We start from the raw sequence: 15903 nt of genomic DNA, 5'->3' as shown, positions 1-15903 counted from the left end.
TAGATTAATGCTGATGGTTTAAATTCAGTTTAACTCAGGCGCGGCAGGGAAATCAACCGGAATTTTGCTTGTAGCAAACACGTAATTGGTAAATACTCTCACTGTAACTAAACCGATAAGCTCCATCAAAGCGGCTTCATCAAAACCTTCGTTGTAAAAAGCCTCAAGATATTGGCCTTCAGGGTGACCTTTGGTTTCTGTAACTGATTTTGCCAGTTTAACTATGGCATCGAGTTTTGGGTCGGCAGCTACACCTTTTCTGATATCGATAGTATCAGCTTGCGACAGCCCGTTTTTAATAGCTGCCAAAGTATGACCTGCCAAACAGTATTCACAATGATTTATTTCTGAAACTACCAAGGCAATAGCTTCGCGTTGTTTTCCGTTAAAAGCACCATGGTTCAGTTCGCCTTCAAAATCAAGAAATGCTTTAAGGGCATGGGCAGAATAACCTATAGTTGCATATAAGTTTGGCACTTTACCAATGCGTTTTTTCATTTGCTCAAATAATACTTGTGACTCTGGGCTTACCTGCTCAAATGCAGGGACTTTTATAGTTTTCATATTTTTTGTTCTTATATGTGTTTGTTTCGATGCTTCAAAATTAGCCTTGCAGCTATTATCCGAACATGGACAAAAAGGGTAAAGGCTTGGACAAATCGGACAACTTAATTAAACGCAGAAAGATCCTACATGAAATACGGTTATATTGTTGGGCTTTTGTTTTATCCATCTCTTTTTTGATATATCGATAGTTATGCGCAAGACAATAGCTACCAAGTAATAAGCATGCCTGTTTTTTAAACTACTGATTATCAGATATTTTTATTATTGTTGATTAGATAACGTGTAACGGAATGTCGCAGATATGTTAATTGTCGCTGCAATAATTGCCAGCAATCAATTAAGGATGAATGAGCTAATTGATATTTTTCTCTAATGTTCTTTATCCTTATCAGGAGAGAGGAATACCGAGGTAATTACGTTGCCATTAGTTAATAGCACGCATCTTTCCATCAGGTTTTTTAACTCCCTGATATTCCCGGGCCAGGAGTGATTTTTGAGGGCCATAAGCGCTTCGTCTGATAAACCAATGATGTGCTTATTTATTTTCCCGGCAAAAACACTAACAAAGTGACTGGCCAAAAGGGGAATATCCTCCTTGCATTCTTTGAGCAGAGGTAAAGTAATGGCAGCCATATTAAGATAGTAGTATAAATCTACCCTCAAGTGTCCGCGTGCTACATCGTCTTCGGGTAAATGGCTTGTTGTTGCAATTACGCGCACATTTATTCTGCGTTTTTTACTACCCAAAGGCTTAATATTATGATTGAGCAGGTTTTGTACAAATTTGGCCTGAAAGGTTACCGGCAGTTCTGTAATACCATCGAGTAAAATAGTGCCGCCGTTAGCTTGCTCAAGTTTGCCAATCCGTTGTTCAGGCGCTCCGCTGAAGGGGTTACAGTCGTAACCGTACATTTCTGATTCGATAACGGCCGGAGAAAACGCGGCGCAATTGATCACTATCAACGGGCCGGTATTCCGAATTGACAGAGCGTGAATAGCTCTGGCTATCATTTCTTTTCCGGTTCCGCTTTCGCCGTAGATAAGTACAGGAATGTCTGACTGGGCGGCCAGCTTAGCCTTTTCCAATGCAGCCAAAAAGGCTTTGCTTTTGCTAATAATGCCAACAATTTCTGGTTTAACCGATGTAAAAGTGGGCGATAATCTTTTCTGCTGATAGGCGACAAAGGCTATTTCCATCATAACGCTTACATCTTTTTTGAGATACGGTTTTACCAATATACCGTAAGCATTGTTTTGCTTGGCTGTATTAAGCGCAAACACGTCAATATTTGTTACAAGATATACAAATGGGATTCTTTTTTTTGCAAGGACTGCAACAAGTTTTTGGCCCCATCCAAGTTGTTCAATACCAAGATCCAATAACACCAATAGAGCATCTTCATTACTGATGATGCTTAAAGCTGCCGGCACAGTATAAGCAACAAAAGAAACGAAATATCCCGCCTTTTCCAGTATTGCTTTAAGGTAATTGGCTTCCGTAACCTGGTTGTCAACAATCAACAGTTTGATATTCATTATCAAGATAAGGTTATGACTGGTTGAGTTTAAATACTATTCAAGACGTTTCCGTGATTAATCAGCAGCGATATTGCGTTTTATACCCAGCTTTTTCATTTTTGAAAAAAGAGTGCTTGCAGGCACATCAAGCAACTCTGCCGCACCACGAAAACCGCCAACCCTGCCATTGCAATATTTTAGCATCTCAATGATGTGTATCCTTTCGTTTTCGTCAATGGTTTTAACCTCAAATTCCTTTTTTTCAGTAGAAGAGGGAGTTTTTATTCTGAGTGTAGGTAAGTGGATAGTTTTTAAAGTATTACCCTCCGACAACAAAATACTTCTTTCAATAAGATGTTCCATTTCCCTGACATTGCCGGGCCAGTCATATGACTGCATATCAAGTAAGGCCTTTTTACTGATCATTTTAATTTTGCGTCCTGCTTTTTTGGCAAAGCGATTTATAAAATGCGTGGCGAGTAAAAAAATGTCCTCTTTGCGCTGCCTTAAAGGAGGTATCTCAATTGGGAAAATGTTAAGACGATAATACAGATCACTCCGAAAACGCCCCTCTTCCATTTCTTTTTCAAGCCGCCTGTTAGTTGCCACTATGATCCTTACGTCGACCTTTATAACGTCTTTGCCACCGATTCGCTCTATTTCGCGTTCCTGTAGCGCTCGTAGTAATTTTGACTGCAGGTCAAACGGCATTTCGCCAATTTCATCAAGGAAAAGTGTACCACCGTTAGCAAGCTCAAACTTGCCTACACGGCGCTCGGTAGCCCCGGTAAAACTTCCCCGTTCGTGGCCAAATAATTCACTTTCAATCAAATTGGCAGGCAGGGCTGCACAGTTAACCTTCACCATGAGCTTGTTTTTACGTGGCGAAGTATTGTGAATAGCCCTGGCTATTAATTCTTTACCGGTGCCAGTTTCGCCAAGGATAAGTACGGTACTATCCGAAGATGCTACCTGTGCTACCAACTTAAATGTTTGCTGCATAGCGGGGCCATCCCCTATGATCTCGGCATAATTATGCGATATTTCCAACTCTTCGCGCAGGTAGGTTTTTTCCTCTTCCAGTTGCTTCCTGTAATTATTGATCTCATTAAGCTGATTGCTGATCTTTTGGTCGGCAATAATATTAAGTACAGCAACTGAGATAAGGTTGGCTAAACTTTCAATTAAATTGAGTTTGTTACCGTAGTTTACACATTCCTTTTCAAAAAATATAAGCCAGAAACCATACATTTCAGCCCCTTTTGAAAGTCTTACCACTATTGATTGTTTAATCCCGCTTTCCTGGTTTACTTTCATATAAAGCGGAAGATCCGATTCTTGCCCAAATGAGTTCAGATCAACCAGCATAGGTTTGGACTGATCAATCACTTTATCAAGGACACCGTCCTTTGCCGGAAACCCCGACTTGCTTAATTCTGCATAACGGGGATGGTTTCTGCTTTTAGATTCCGGGTCTTTTAAAAACGCATGCACTGCTGTACGATCTTTGTTGATAGTTAGGATGGCGGTATGTGTAAAGCCCAGCATCCCTTTAAACCGGTTGTTCATCATCAAAAGAAGCTCGTTGGTGTTCCTAACAGCGCCGATATCGATACTCATTGATAATAGGAGCTCACGCTCAGCCTCACGCCTCGAGATCTCTTCATTGGCAATAATGTTTGAAACAGCTGTTGAAATCTGGTAGGCCACTCCTTTAATAAGGTCAAGGTCATGATCGGTGTAGCCGCCCTTTACATTTGAGTTAACGCAAAACATACCAAGGTATGTATCGCCATCTTTTAAACTAACAGTAACCTTTTCCTTTATTCCGTTTAAAAATTCCTGTTTTACCGACTCAGGGCTTGTTTCCTGATGATACAATTGCTCCATATCAAACACCTGTGCGCCTTCTGTTTGCAATACCCTATTCAGGCAGTTTAAAGTATGCTCGTTAATATTGGCCGGACCGTCCATTTTAGGGGTTTTATGATCAGGGACCGATGAAAGGATAAAAGAGTCCTGATTGTATTCACCATTCAACATGAAAATCAGGATGCTCTCAAAATCAAATATCTTCCGTAAATCGGTATTGATTACTCTCACAAGGTCTTTTTTACTACGGATAGTGCTGATATCGTAACTCAGTTTAAGTAGTAACTCGGCTTCGGCTTCCTTTTGCTTGATGGATTGATTAATGATAATATTATCAACCGCTATTGATAATTGATTGGCTATTCCACTAATTAGGTTAAGTTGCCTGCAATCCATAGTTTGATCTTCAACCAAACAAATGGCCCAAACGCCAATAATGCGTGCGCCAACCTGCAGGCCCACCATAACTACCTTGCTAATACCACTTTCATAAAGTATTTCCAAATATCCGGGAAGTGAGGAGCGTTGGGAGAGTTGTTGCAGGTCAAAAACAAACGGTTCTTTTGATAAAAGAACCTTGTTGAAAATGCGGTCGTTAGTGGTGTATTTGGTATTGATGACCTGCTGATACTTAGGGTGATCCTTTACCTGTGAATGTTCATCCTGTAAAAATGAGGTCATGCTGAGTTGATCTTCATTGATGACGGCAACCCATTGATGTCCGAAATCAAAGAGTCTTTTTAACTTAAAATGGATGATCTTGAGAAGGTCTTTTTTTTCTTTTATTGAGGCAAAATCAATGTTTAACGATTGGATAATTTCTGCCTCTATCTCACGCTCAATGGTGATTTCTTCCGCCAGCAGCATTTGGGTTACAATAGTCAATTGGTTAGCAATTAAACGGATCAACATTTGCTGCTCACGTGCGGTTGCGGCACTATTGTTATAAAGCATTACCCAAAAACCAACAGGCTTATCGCCCTGATTGAGCGGAATGATTAGCCCTTCTTTAAATTGAGCAACCATTTCGGGGATTATGAACTCGTGAACATCAGGTATAGATGACAACTGGCTCGCGCTGGCTACCTGGCCTCTGCGATTCTTAATATGCAAAGTTGACTTGAACGGCCAAGTGATAGCAGATAAGCCGGACTGTGACAGAAAATCAAAGTAAAGGCCATGCTCAGAATTGACAATAAATATTGTTGATTGATTAAAGAGCAGTACATCCTTTAACCAGGAGTCAATTATAGTTGTTAGCTGATCTTTACTTTTAACTGCGGAAAACTCGGCACTGAATAATAGCAACAGATCATCTGTAATACTTTCCTGTGGCGATTGTGGGGAGAAAGTTGTCATAACGGTACAGCTTATAGGGATATATGTTTCAGGGGCGCACACATAACGAACGGTTGTTCATCGGAAAGAAAACGGACGGTCAGGGATTCGCCTTACACAAATATCCTTATGATAAGTTGCTGCAGGGGGGCAAAAATTCGGCTATTTAGGGGTAAATAATATTCAAAAAAGAGTTTTGATAAAAAAATCAGCCTTTAACAGGCTCATCATGCGAAGCGGGATTGTTCAAAATATAATCGGCCGGTGCTTTACCAAACTGCTTTTTAAACTCCCGGCTAAAATATTTACGATCATTAAAACCTACCGAGTAAGCCACTTCGGCTATACTCAGTTTATTTTGTTTCAGCAGGAGCGCTGCCTGTTTCAGTCGGGTAGTTTTAATAAAATCATGGATGGTTAAATCGGTAAGAGCTTTAATTTTTCTATACAAAACGGCTTGGCTCATGCCAATTTCATTAACAAGCTGGTTAACGTCAAACTCCGGATCTTCAAGATGCCCTTCAACTATTTGCATTAATTTGTTTAGGAATATTTCATCAGGCGATTCGATGAATTTATCCTGTGGCATCAGGGTTACCTGTCGTGCATATTTCTCACGCATCCGCTCACGGGCTTGCAACAGGTTGCAAATGTTCAGTTCCAAAACCTGCACACTAAAGGGCTTAGTTAGGTAAACGTCGGCCCCAGTTTTCAATCCGTTTACAAGGTGTGACTGAGCTACCTTGGCGGTAAGCATAATAAACGGAATGTGATTGGTTCGTTCGTCAGATTTGATCCTGCAGCAAAACTCAAACCCGTCCATTACCGGCATGGCCACATCGCTGATGATTAAATCAGGAATCAAGTTAGATGCCCTTTCCCATCCATCCGCCCCGTTCACTGCTTCGTGGATTGCATACAGGCCACAAAGCGCTTCTTTTATAAAGTCGCGAAGGTCATCATTATCCTCAACTATCAAAACTACTGCCCGTCCTTTCGGTGCAGGCCTGTCAATCAACGTTTTCGTATTTTGCAATTGAACTATAATATCGTCGGTATGAAGGTCATTATTATCATTAACTGTATTTAGCAATTCATGCTCAGAAAAATGTTGGCTGCCTTTCAACAACGAGATAATAAATACTGTGTGCCCGGATACTTCAGAAGTTTTGGGTGTTGATTGGGCTGTTATATCCCCTTTATGAAGTTCAATTATGTTTTTAGCCAACGCCAACCCAATGCCCCAACCCTGTGATTTTGGTGTAGGATTATCCTGGTAAAAGTTCGTAAAAACGTGGGGTAATGCTTCTGCAGAAATACCGGTGCCATTGTCTGCTATAATGATGTTAATATTTTCCTGACCAGGTTCAATGGTCAACGTTATTTCGCCGCCAATGGGTGTGAATTTAAATGCGTTTGATAAAACATTATATAACACCTTTTCAAATTGCTGGTAATCGAAATAAAAATAGGCTGAGTCAACTGCAGTTTTAAATTGATAATTGATATTATTGGCAGTTGCCAATTGCTCAAAAGGATCAAAAACCTGTCGGCAAAACTTTACAATATCGTATTCACCAACGTTTAGTTGCAGATGCCCGCTTTCAACTTTGCGAAAATCCAATAATTCATTAACTAACCTTAACAACCTATCGGTACTTTGTTTTACAAGTGCCAATTGTTTTTCAATAATTGGGCTTTCTGCTGCCTGTTCAATTATTTTTTCAATAGGCCCCAGGATCAGGCTAAGCGGGGTACGGATCTCGTGCGATACTTTGGTAAAAAAATCGACCTTTAACTGGTAAATTTCTTGCTGTTTTTCGCGGTTCAAATGTTCGTAATACAGATCGCGTTCCAGTTTTGCCTGCTTCCTGAAAAAGCGTACAACTAAGTAAAGCATGGTACAAAAGCCCCCAAAATAGATGAGATATGCCCACCAGGTTTTCCAAAAAGGAGGCAGTATAACAATGTGCAAAGATGCCGTATGTTTATTCCACAAACCATCACTATTGCTGCCCCTAATTAAAAAATCATAATCGCCGGTGGGGAGGTTGGTATAGGTAGCCGATGGTATACTAACAATGTTCCAGTTTTTTTCAAAACCGTCCAGCTTGTACATGAATTTATTACGCTCGGGCGTGTTATAGTTCAGGGCTGTAAAATCTAAACTGAAAACATTTTGATCGTGCCTGAAAGTTAATTGCCGTGTTAAGCTGATATTTTGTTTAAGTAAGCCTGTTTTATCGTTTATCTGCACAGGTTCATTAAACAATCTTAAGCCGGTGAATATTACAGGCCCTGCGTAATTATTGTCTCTTACATATTTAGGGTTAAAGCCTACAAGGCCGTTATAAGTGCCAAAATAAATGTCGCCGTTACTGTCTCTGAAAGATGAGTTAGCGTTAAATTCATTGATGGGCAGACCGTCCTTAACGGTGAAAGTTTTAAATTTTTCCGTTTTGGGGTCAAACCTCGCCAAACCATTATCGGTACTAATCCACAGTGCGCCGTCATTAGCCTGTTCAATTCTTAAAACATTATCTGTTGGCAAACCTTGTGCTGCGGTATAGGTTTTAAAAGTATTGGTTTTTGAGTTATACCTGCTTAAGCCACCGTGGTATGCCCCTATCCACACGGTACCCGATCTGTCTTCAGTAACGCAGTTGATGTAGCTGGCTTTAAGGCTATTGTCGTCCCTTTCGTCTACCTTAAAAGCGACGAATGCCAGCGAATGATCTTTTAAAATATTAAGACCGATGGTTGTGCCCACCCAAATGTTATGCCTGGAATCTTCGTAAATACATCTTACGGCGATGGTGCTTAAACGGATAGGATGTTCGGGATCGTTAATATAGGTTCGGAACTGTTCCTGTTTTTTATCAAAAATATTCAACCCCAATGCTGTCCCCACCCAAAATCTTTTTTGGCTGTCTTCCAACGTACAGCTAACAATGTCACTGCTTATTGAAAATGGATTAGCCGGATCATGTTTATGATGCTTAAATGTTTGTGTTGCCGGGTCAAACAGATCAAGCCCTCCCTGGTGAAAGCCTATCCATAAGTTGTTCTCCTTATCTATATAAATAGATTTTACATAATTCGTTGATATACTCGTATTGTTTGCCGGGAGGTTGATATAATTTGTGAACTGGTTCTTGCTTTTATCATAATAGTTTAGTCCGTTGCCATCGGTGCCTATCCATAAATTATCTTTAGCATCGGCAATGAGTGGGCTTACCGTATTACCGCTTATGCTGTTCTTAAATTTGTTTGAACGGTATATCTTAAAGGGAATGCTGTATGGATGAACAATGTTGATACCCCCGTACATGGTGCCTATCCAGATGGTACCTGTCCTGTCAAGATAAATATCTTTTATAGAGTTATTACTTAAACTGTTTTGATTTTCGGTATCATGGTCATAAAATGTGAACAAACCGGTTGCAGGATCATAGATATTTAAACCGTTAATAGAGCCAACCCATAACTTGTTTTGCTTATCAACCATAATGGTTCGCACATCATTGCTACTTAAACTGTTGCTGTTAGCTATATCGTGTTTAAAATTGGTAAATGTGCCGCTTTCTGGATGGTATAAACTTAGCCCGCCGCTTTGTGTACCTATCCACAACCGGCCGGCGGCATCTTCAGTAATTGCTTGCACCGAATTGCCGCTTAAACTATTAGGATTGGTTTCGGAATTAACAAATGATGTAAATAGATATCTGCCGTTTTTGAGTGTCATTTTGGTTAAACCATAAACGGTGCCCACCCAAATGTTGTTGGCATGGTCTTCATATATGGTTTGGATCTCGTTGCCTGCAAGGCCGGGATGTATCACGTCTTTTTTAAAAAAACGCGTAAATTTTCTGGAATTTGACGTGACAGCCATGTTTAACCCATTGTTGGTGCCAACCCACAGGTGCCCCAGATGATCCTGAAAAATGCAATGAATATTATCATCGCTTAAGCTATTACGATTGGTGCTGTCTTTTAAAATGTGTTCAAAAGAATCGGTTTCGGGAATGTAACGGTTAAGCCCTCTAACGGTACCAACCCAAAGGTTTTTAGCGCGATCCTCAAAAACCGAAAACACATAGTCGTTACAGCTTATGCTGCCCGGATCTTTGTACGAGTGATTATATATTTTAATGTTGCGGGCGTCATAACGATTAAGACGGTCGCGGGTACCAATCCAAATGTACCCCCTGCTATCCTTACAAAAAGAGAGAACGGTACTTTGGGAAAGTCCGTTGGCAACTGTTAAATGATCAAATGAGATTTGTGAAAAAGCAGTTTTGTATATCGAAAGCAAACAAGCTATAACGATAAAAACCTTTTTCATGCGTATCTTAGACAATATCCCTTTGATAAAATCTAAATTTAAGGATTTTACCGAATGAATGGAAAACAATAAATTATCATGCAAGTGGCTATATCACGGCCAAAAACTTAACGATTTTTTATGAAGACAATCAAATGGTTATAAATTTGGATAGTATTGATTGATCTTTAAACGCTATCATTAAGAGGTTGCTGATTTCGATTGACTGCAAGTTCATTTGACAAGTCAGGTGTCAATATATCGGACTCAATGACCTTTTAGAGCAAGCAGTAAAAAGAGATATCCCCCAATCCTTAAGTAGCCAATCAAACTTACAGTATTTACTTGTTTGTAAATTAATTATCAAATAAATTCCGTGCTTGCCTATTGTAGTTTTCCTTTGCTGGGTGGAATTCGAACCAACTTTTTTGAGACAAATTAGAACAATTCAAAGCCCCCTCAACCTCCAGTAGAAAGAAATAAATTTCCTGCTTGAAAATAAATTTGCTTTATTGTAATTTAATTCGAAATTTAAGTTATAACACCTGCCAATTCATTTCAAGATCTTCGTGATACCTTTATTGGAGTTGACAGGCCATTTTACCTGATTGCGTTTAATGTCAAAGCCACATTTAATACATCCGCCAATTAACAAATTAATCAGTTTTACGCAATGGCTGCTTCCAATAGGGAGGGGTGCCTTTTTAGTTAACTTAAATAATCGCGATGGTCAATTATAACACACTAAGCGATTCCGAATTAACAGATTTGCTCAGGCTGGATGATCAGCTGGCCTTTGCAGAGATATACGACCGCTATTTTGGTTTGTTGTATATCCACGCATTTAACCGCGTAAGGGATAAAGAAGAAGCAAGGGATGTAGTGCAAGAGTTATTCGCGTTTTTGTGGGCCAATCACGATACTATTGAATTTAAGACCAACCTATCCAACTATTTATACACCGCTACCCGAAACAGGATACTGAACGTAATAGGGCGCAAACAGATCCACGAAAGATATAAATTAAAACTCCCTGAGCAGGTCATCACCCCTATCCTCACCGATCATTTGGTACGTGAACGACAGCTGACCGAGATCATCAATAAAGAAATACAGGCCCTACCGCCAAAAATGCGTGTAGTTTTTGAAATGAGCCGCAAGTATCATATGACCTATAAGGAGATTGCCGGTCAGCTGGATATTACCGAACAATCTGTAAGGAGCCATGTAAAAAACGCGCTTAAAGTATTGAGGGTTAAGTTGGGGATCATCACATTCTTGATTTTTATTTTATTTAATAAATAATTTTTACCCCCATGGCCGCCGTGCTATTTGTCTATAATAAATAAGACAACATTTAGCCAGTTGAACCAAAAAATTAATCTTCAGGAGTTATTGAGTAAATATCAGGCAGGCACGATAAGCGACGAAGAGCGCGTTTTATTGGAGGAATGGTATGCCCAATGGAAGCCTGAACAGCAAGATCTTTCATCCGAAGAAATTGATCAACTAAAAACTAATGTTTGGCAATCACTAAACATTGGCCAGTCTCCGGCTGCAACCAAACGGTTATGGCCACGAATAGGATTGGTGGCATCCGTTATACTTTGTTTGTCGATAGGTGGCTACTATTATCTTTCAAAATCAAAAACCGAACAACAGCAAACTACGGCGAAAGCTGAAAAGGTAGACATTGCTCCAGGTAGCAATAAAGCGGTATTGGTATTAAACAATGGTTCCAAAATTAATTTAAACAGCCAGGTAAATGGAACAATAGCTAAACAAGGCAATGTTAAAATTGTAAAAATGGCTAACGGGCAATTGGCTTATGCACCCGACAATTCGGGTGCTTCTGCCGTAGTTTACAATACATTAAGTACACCACGGGGTGGCAAATATGACCTGGTCTTAGCTGATGGTACCAAAGTATGGTTAAACTCTGCATCGTCTATCACTTACCCCACTGATTTTAAAGGAAATGAGCGTACGGTAAGTATTACCGGAGAGGTTTATTTTGAGATAGTACATAACGTAAAACAACCATTTAGGGTAAATTTTAAAGGGCATACTATTGAAGATATCGGTACCGAATTTAACATAAATACCTATGATGATGAACCAGTAATAAAAACTACCCTGGTAGCAGGCAGCATAAAATTATCAAGAAATTCAAGGAGTGTAACGCTCCGCCCCGGCCAGCAAAGTATTACTTCTTTATCTAATACAGATATAGAAGTTAAAGACGCCGATATTAACGAGGCAACCGCCTGGAAAAACGGTCTGTTCAAATTTAAAAAAGCCAAAATTGAGGATGTTATGCGGCAGCTATCACGTTGGTACAATGTTGATGTTGCATACCCTTACGGTGTTCCGAAAACCGTGTTTTCGGGCGAAATGATCAAAGACGCCAACGCCTCACAAATACTGGATATGCTGGCCTATTTTAAAGTTAACTATGAAATTGTGCAGCAAACCAAAGGCTCGGGAAAAAAAATTATAATTAAACCTTAACCCTACACTACATAAACAACCAATTATTTAACAGCTAACCTAAAAACGATGAAAAAATTATTACGCCAAATAACCTGATTAGAAAAACAGGGTTCATAAAAGAACGCAGAAGTGGTTCGAAGCACTTCTGCGATAAAGCTTGAGTCAACCCTTCCGAGTAAATCGGTAAAACAAATTGGAGTATTATCTTATGTGTTAACCTCAAACCTAACAAATGTAATGAATTTTACAGGTGTCCTGACAGTGGTATGCCCCAAAAAAGGCTCACTGATCCATAAACTTATAATGGTTATGAAACTAACCACCCTCCTACTAATAATTACACTATTACAGGCAAGCGCTAAAAGCTATGGTCAAAAGATTAGTTTAAGCGAAAAAAATGCCCCCTTAGAAAAAGTTTTATCCCAGATCAAAAGCCAATCGGGTTATGTTTTTCTTTACACCGATCAAAACCTGGCCAACGCCTCCATCAGCGTTAATGTTAAAGACGCTTCGATAGAGGAAACATTGAACGCCTGTTTTAAAGATGCACAGATCGGATACAAGATCAGCGGAAAAAACATTTTGCTGAGGTCAACCGATCCTCAAACAGCCGATCCGGTAAACTCTCCACCGCCCATCACCGTTAAGGGAAAGGTGGTAGATGAAACAGGAAAACCTCTGATGGGTGCTTCGGTAAAAGTAAAAGGCGGAAGTTTAGGTACACAAACCGATGCTGAAGGGCGTTTTACTTTAAGCAATGTTCCGGATGATGCCATCCTGATTATTTCTTTTGTGGGATTTACCACTTTAGAAGTGCCAGCCAAAAAGACCCTCGACAACATCAAGCTTGCCCCTTCGGCTTCAGATCTAAGCCAGGTTGTGGTTGTAGGTTACGGTACCCAGAAAAAGGTGGTAGTATCAGGTGCGGTATCTGATGTAAAGGGATCGGAGCTTGCCAAGTCGGCCTCTGTTAACCTCTCTAACTCTCTTAGCGGTAGGTTATCTGGTATAGTCGCTATCCAATCAAGTGGCGAGCCGGGTGGCGATGGTTCTACTATCCGGATTCGTGGTATTAACTCCTTATCGGGCGGTAATACTGACCCGCTGATTGTGATTGACGGAGTACCGGGACGTGCCGGCGGTATTGACAGAATAAACCCTAATGATGTTGAAAGTATATCGATACTAAAAGATGCATCAGCCGCGATATATGGCTCGAGGGCTGGTAACGGTGTAATTTTGGTTACTACCAAGCAAGGCAAATCGGGCAAGCCACAATTCAGTTATGATTTTTATTATGGCTTGCAACGCCCTACCCGTACCCCAAAAATGGCCAATGCACCGGAATATGCCGAGATCATGAACGAATTACAAATATTTAATTCGGGTTTAAATCAAAGCAACTGGAACGATGCCTGGCAGGCGTTAAAAAATACAGGTACGTACAACCGGCCGGATGGCGGCACCATAGACGCTGCCTTTTCGCCTGAAGCTATGCAAAAATTCAGGGATGGATCGGATCCTCTCCGGTATCCTAATACCGATTGGTTTGGGACGGTATTTCAAAAATGGTCGCCGCAACAGAGGCATAACCTGCAGGTTACCGGCGGTAATGACTACACTAAATACCTTGTTTCGTTGGGCTACCTAAACCAGGATGGCTTTTATAAAAACTCGGCCACCAGGTATAAGCAATATGATTTGCGGATCAACGTAGAATCGAAAGTAAGTAAATATATTACTACTACTTTAAATGTTACCGGCCGCGAAGAAAACCCTAACTACCCAACAGTAAGTGCCGCCAACATATTCAGGTTTATTATGCGTGGCAGGCCAACTGATGTTGCTATTTGGCCAAATGGTTTTGCCGGGCCGGATATTGAGAATGGCATTAACCCGGTTGTAGCCACCACCAACCAAACCGGATATGATAAAAACACTAAAGATTACCTGCAAACTACCGGCAAAATAGAAATTAAAGTGCCGGGGATAGAAGGCTTAAAGCTAACAGGTACGGCGTCCCTGGATAAATATTGGGACAGGCAAAGTACATGGAGAACACCATACGAATTGTATTCGTGGGATAAAACTACCCTCAATGCTGATGGTAGCCCGCAATTGCAGGTTAAAAACTTTTACCCTGATCAGTTTCATACGCCAAACCTCACAGAGAAAAACATTAATGAGCTGGATATAAACCTAACCGGCATGATCAATTACGACAGGAATTTTAATGGTCATGCGGTTTCGTTAATGGCTGGCGTACAGCGTCAAACAGCAAATAGCAGCGGTTTCACGGCATTTAAAACCAATTTTATATCCTCCCAAATTCCGCAGCTATCATTTGGTCAGGAGTTGGGGCAATCAAACGGGGCTAATGATGTATTTAAAAGCGCACGCTTAAGCTATTTTGGTTCGGCCAACTATAACTACAAAGAAAAATACATAGCCCAGTTTCTTTGGCGCGTAGATGGTTCGTATATTTTCCCGCCCAGCCACCGGTTTGGTTTCTTCCCGGGTGTTACCGCTGCATGGCGCATTTCGGAAGAAGGCTTCTTTAAACAGAACATTCACTTTGTAGATAATTTAAAATTAAGAGGGTCATGGGGCCGGATGGGTGCCGAAGCATATTATGGCGGAGCGCTTAAAGAGTACCAATATCTAACCCTATTGGCTACCAGCAACAACATGTTTAACGGGCAGCCTGTTGCTACTGTTTATGAGGGCACCGTGCCTAACTATGATTTTACCTGGGAGGTTGCAAACAACACCGACGTTGGTTTAGAAGCAAGCTTTTTAAACAGCCGCTTATCAGTAACATTCGATTATTTTTATAACCTGCGTTCAAATGTATTAGCACCTAAAACCGGATCGATACCGGGAAGCGCGGGTATTCCGGTATATAACTTTCCTCCTGTTAACCTGGGCAGGTTAAAAAACTCGGGGTATGATTTCAGCGTGAATTACAGCGACCACGCCGGCGATTTTAATTACGGTGTTAGCGTAAACGCCGGATATGCTAAAAACAAAGTATTGTATTTTGACGAAACGCCTGGTGCTCCAACCTATCAACTCGCAACGGGCCATCCTACAGATGCCTGGCTATTATACCAATACGACGGTGTTTTTAAAGACCAGGCAGATATCGACGCCAACAAACTTGATTACAGCGGATTGGGTATCTCAAACTCGAGCTTAAGACCCGGCGACATGAAATTTAAAGATGTAAACCACGACGGTAAAATTAATGGAGACGATAAATTAAGGATGGATAAAAACGGCACCCCAACTTTTACCGGTGGTGTTAATATTAACCTGGGTTACAAAGGTTTTGACCTGAGCGTACTTGTTCAGGGGGCTACCGGCGGCTTGCAAAAAATAGGGTTGACCGAGTCGGGAAGCATAGGGAACTACCTTGAATGGTCGTACCAAAAACGCTGGAGCATTGATAATCCAAACAGCCTTTATCCACGGTTATCCGACTCCAATAGCGGTGCTACCTACTTCACTTCCAGCGCTTCAGACAACTCTTATTACGTAATTAACAGCAATTACATCCGGATAAAGAATGTTGAGCTGGGTTATACACTCCCGAAAGAATGGATACAAAAGCTTGGGCTTAATTCATTGAGGATCTATGCTAATGGCATCAACCTGGCCACTTTTGATAAGATCAAAATTTGGGATCCCGAATCTACCAATACCAGCGGGCAGTATTATCCGCAGGCCAAAGTAATTAACATGGGTGTTAAAGTTACTTTTTAAGGGATATCAGCTAACTCATTATGAAA

General features: G+C 40.7%; 7 protein-coding genes. 3 read left to right on the top strand and 4 right to left on the bottom strand.

Translation table 11 applies throughout. The features are described from left to right. Nucleotides 1-24: 24 nt before the first annotated feature. The 4 genes from BMX50_RS19575 to BMX50_RS19560 form a co-directional block, all read right to left on the bottom strand. Entirely contained in the window at nucleotides 25-564 is a 540-nt protein-coding gene (locus BMX50_RS19575; RefSeq protein ID WP_091212244.1) for a carboxymuconolactone decarboxylase family protein, read from the bottom strand. 372 nt (nucleotides 565-936) lie between these two features. Then, nucleotides 937-2103, bottom strand: coding sequence for a sigma-54-dependent transcriptional regulator (locus BMX50_RS19570; protein WP_091212242.1), 1167 nt, complete (start codon nucleotides 2101-2103; stop codon nucleotides 937-939). Between the two features lie 57 nt (nucleotides 2104-2160). Then, complete coding sequence (locus BMX50_RS19565) at nucleotides 2161-5316, bottom strand: sigma-54-dependent Fis family transcriptional regulator (RefSeq protein WP_091212238.1); 3156 nt, start codon at nucleotides 5314-5316, stop codon at nucleotides 2161-2163. 187 nt (nucleotides 5317-5503) lie between these two features. Next, entirely contained in the window at nucleotides 5504-9640 is a 4137-nt protein-coding gene (locus BMX50_RS19560) for a hybrid sensor histidine kinase/response regulator transcription factor (RefSeq protein WP_091212232.1), read from the bottom strand. Nucleotides 9641-10345: 705 nt separating this feature from the next. On the opposite strand from BMX50_RS19560, the gene BMX50_RS19555 reads away from it, so the two are divergent. From BMX50_RS19555 to BMX50_RS19545, 3 genes are all read left to right on the top strand, one after another. Beyond that, on the top strand, nucleotides 10346-10924 hold the full coding sequence (locus tag BMX50_RS19555) for an RNA polymerase sigma-70 factor (RefSeq protein WP_091212230.1): 579 nt from the start codon (nucleotides 10346-10348) through the stop codon (nucleotides 10922-10924). Between the two features lie 60 nt (nucleotides 10925-10984). After that, a complete protein-coding gene (locus BMX50_RS19550) occupies nucleotides 10985-12130 on the top strand; it encodes a FecR family protein (protein ID WP_091212229.1) in 1146 nt (381 codons plus the stop codon). A 291-nt stretch (nucleotides 12131-12421) separates the two neighbouring features. Then, nucleotides 12422-15877: a TonB-dependent receptor gene (locus BMX50_RS19545; RefSeq protein ID WP_091212610.1), complete on the top strand. Its 3456-nt coding sequence runs from the start codon at nucleotides 12422-12424 to the stop codon at nucleotides 15875-15877. Nucleotides 15878-15903 lie beyond the last annotated feature (26 nt).

The organism is Mucilaginibacter gossypiicola, assembly GCF_900110105.1.
In the GTDB taxonomy this organism is placed as follows: Bacteria; Bacteroidota; Bacteroidia; order Sphingobacteriales; family Sphingobacteriaceae; genus Mucilaginibacter; species Mucilaginibacter gossypiicola.
Note: the sequence above shows the minus strand (reverse complement) of the source record. Positions and strands in the feature narration are given on the sequence as shown.

Excerpts from the sequence above, each read along its gene's own strand:
- BMX50_RS19555 (WP_091212230.1), top strand. The coding sequence starts at position 10,346 with ATGGTCAATTATAACACACTAAGCGATTCCGAATTAACAGATTTGCTC.
- BMX50_RS19575 (WP_091212244.1), bottom strand. The coding sequence starts at position 564 with ATGAAAACTATAAAAGTCCCTGCATTTGAGCAGGTAAGCCCAGAGTCA.
- BMX50_RS19560 (WP_091212232.1), bottom strand. The coding sequence starts at position 9,640 with ATGAAAAAGGTTTTTATCGTTATAGCTTGTTTGCTTTCGATATACAAA.
- BMX50_RS19570 (WP_091212242.1), bottom strand. The coding sequence starts at position 2,103 with ATGAATATCAAACTGTTGATTGTTGACAACCAGGTTACGGAAGCCAAT.
- BMX50_RS19545 (WP_091212610.1), top strand. The coding sequence starts at position 12,422 with ATGAAACTAACCACCCTCCTACTAATAATTACACTATTACAGGCAAGC.
- BMX50_RS19565 (WP_091212238.1), bottom strand. The coding sequence starts at position 5,316 with ATGACAACTTTCTCCCCACAATCGCCACAGGAAAGTATTACAGATGAT.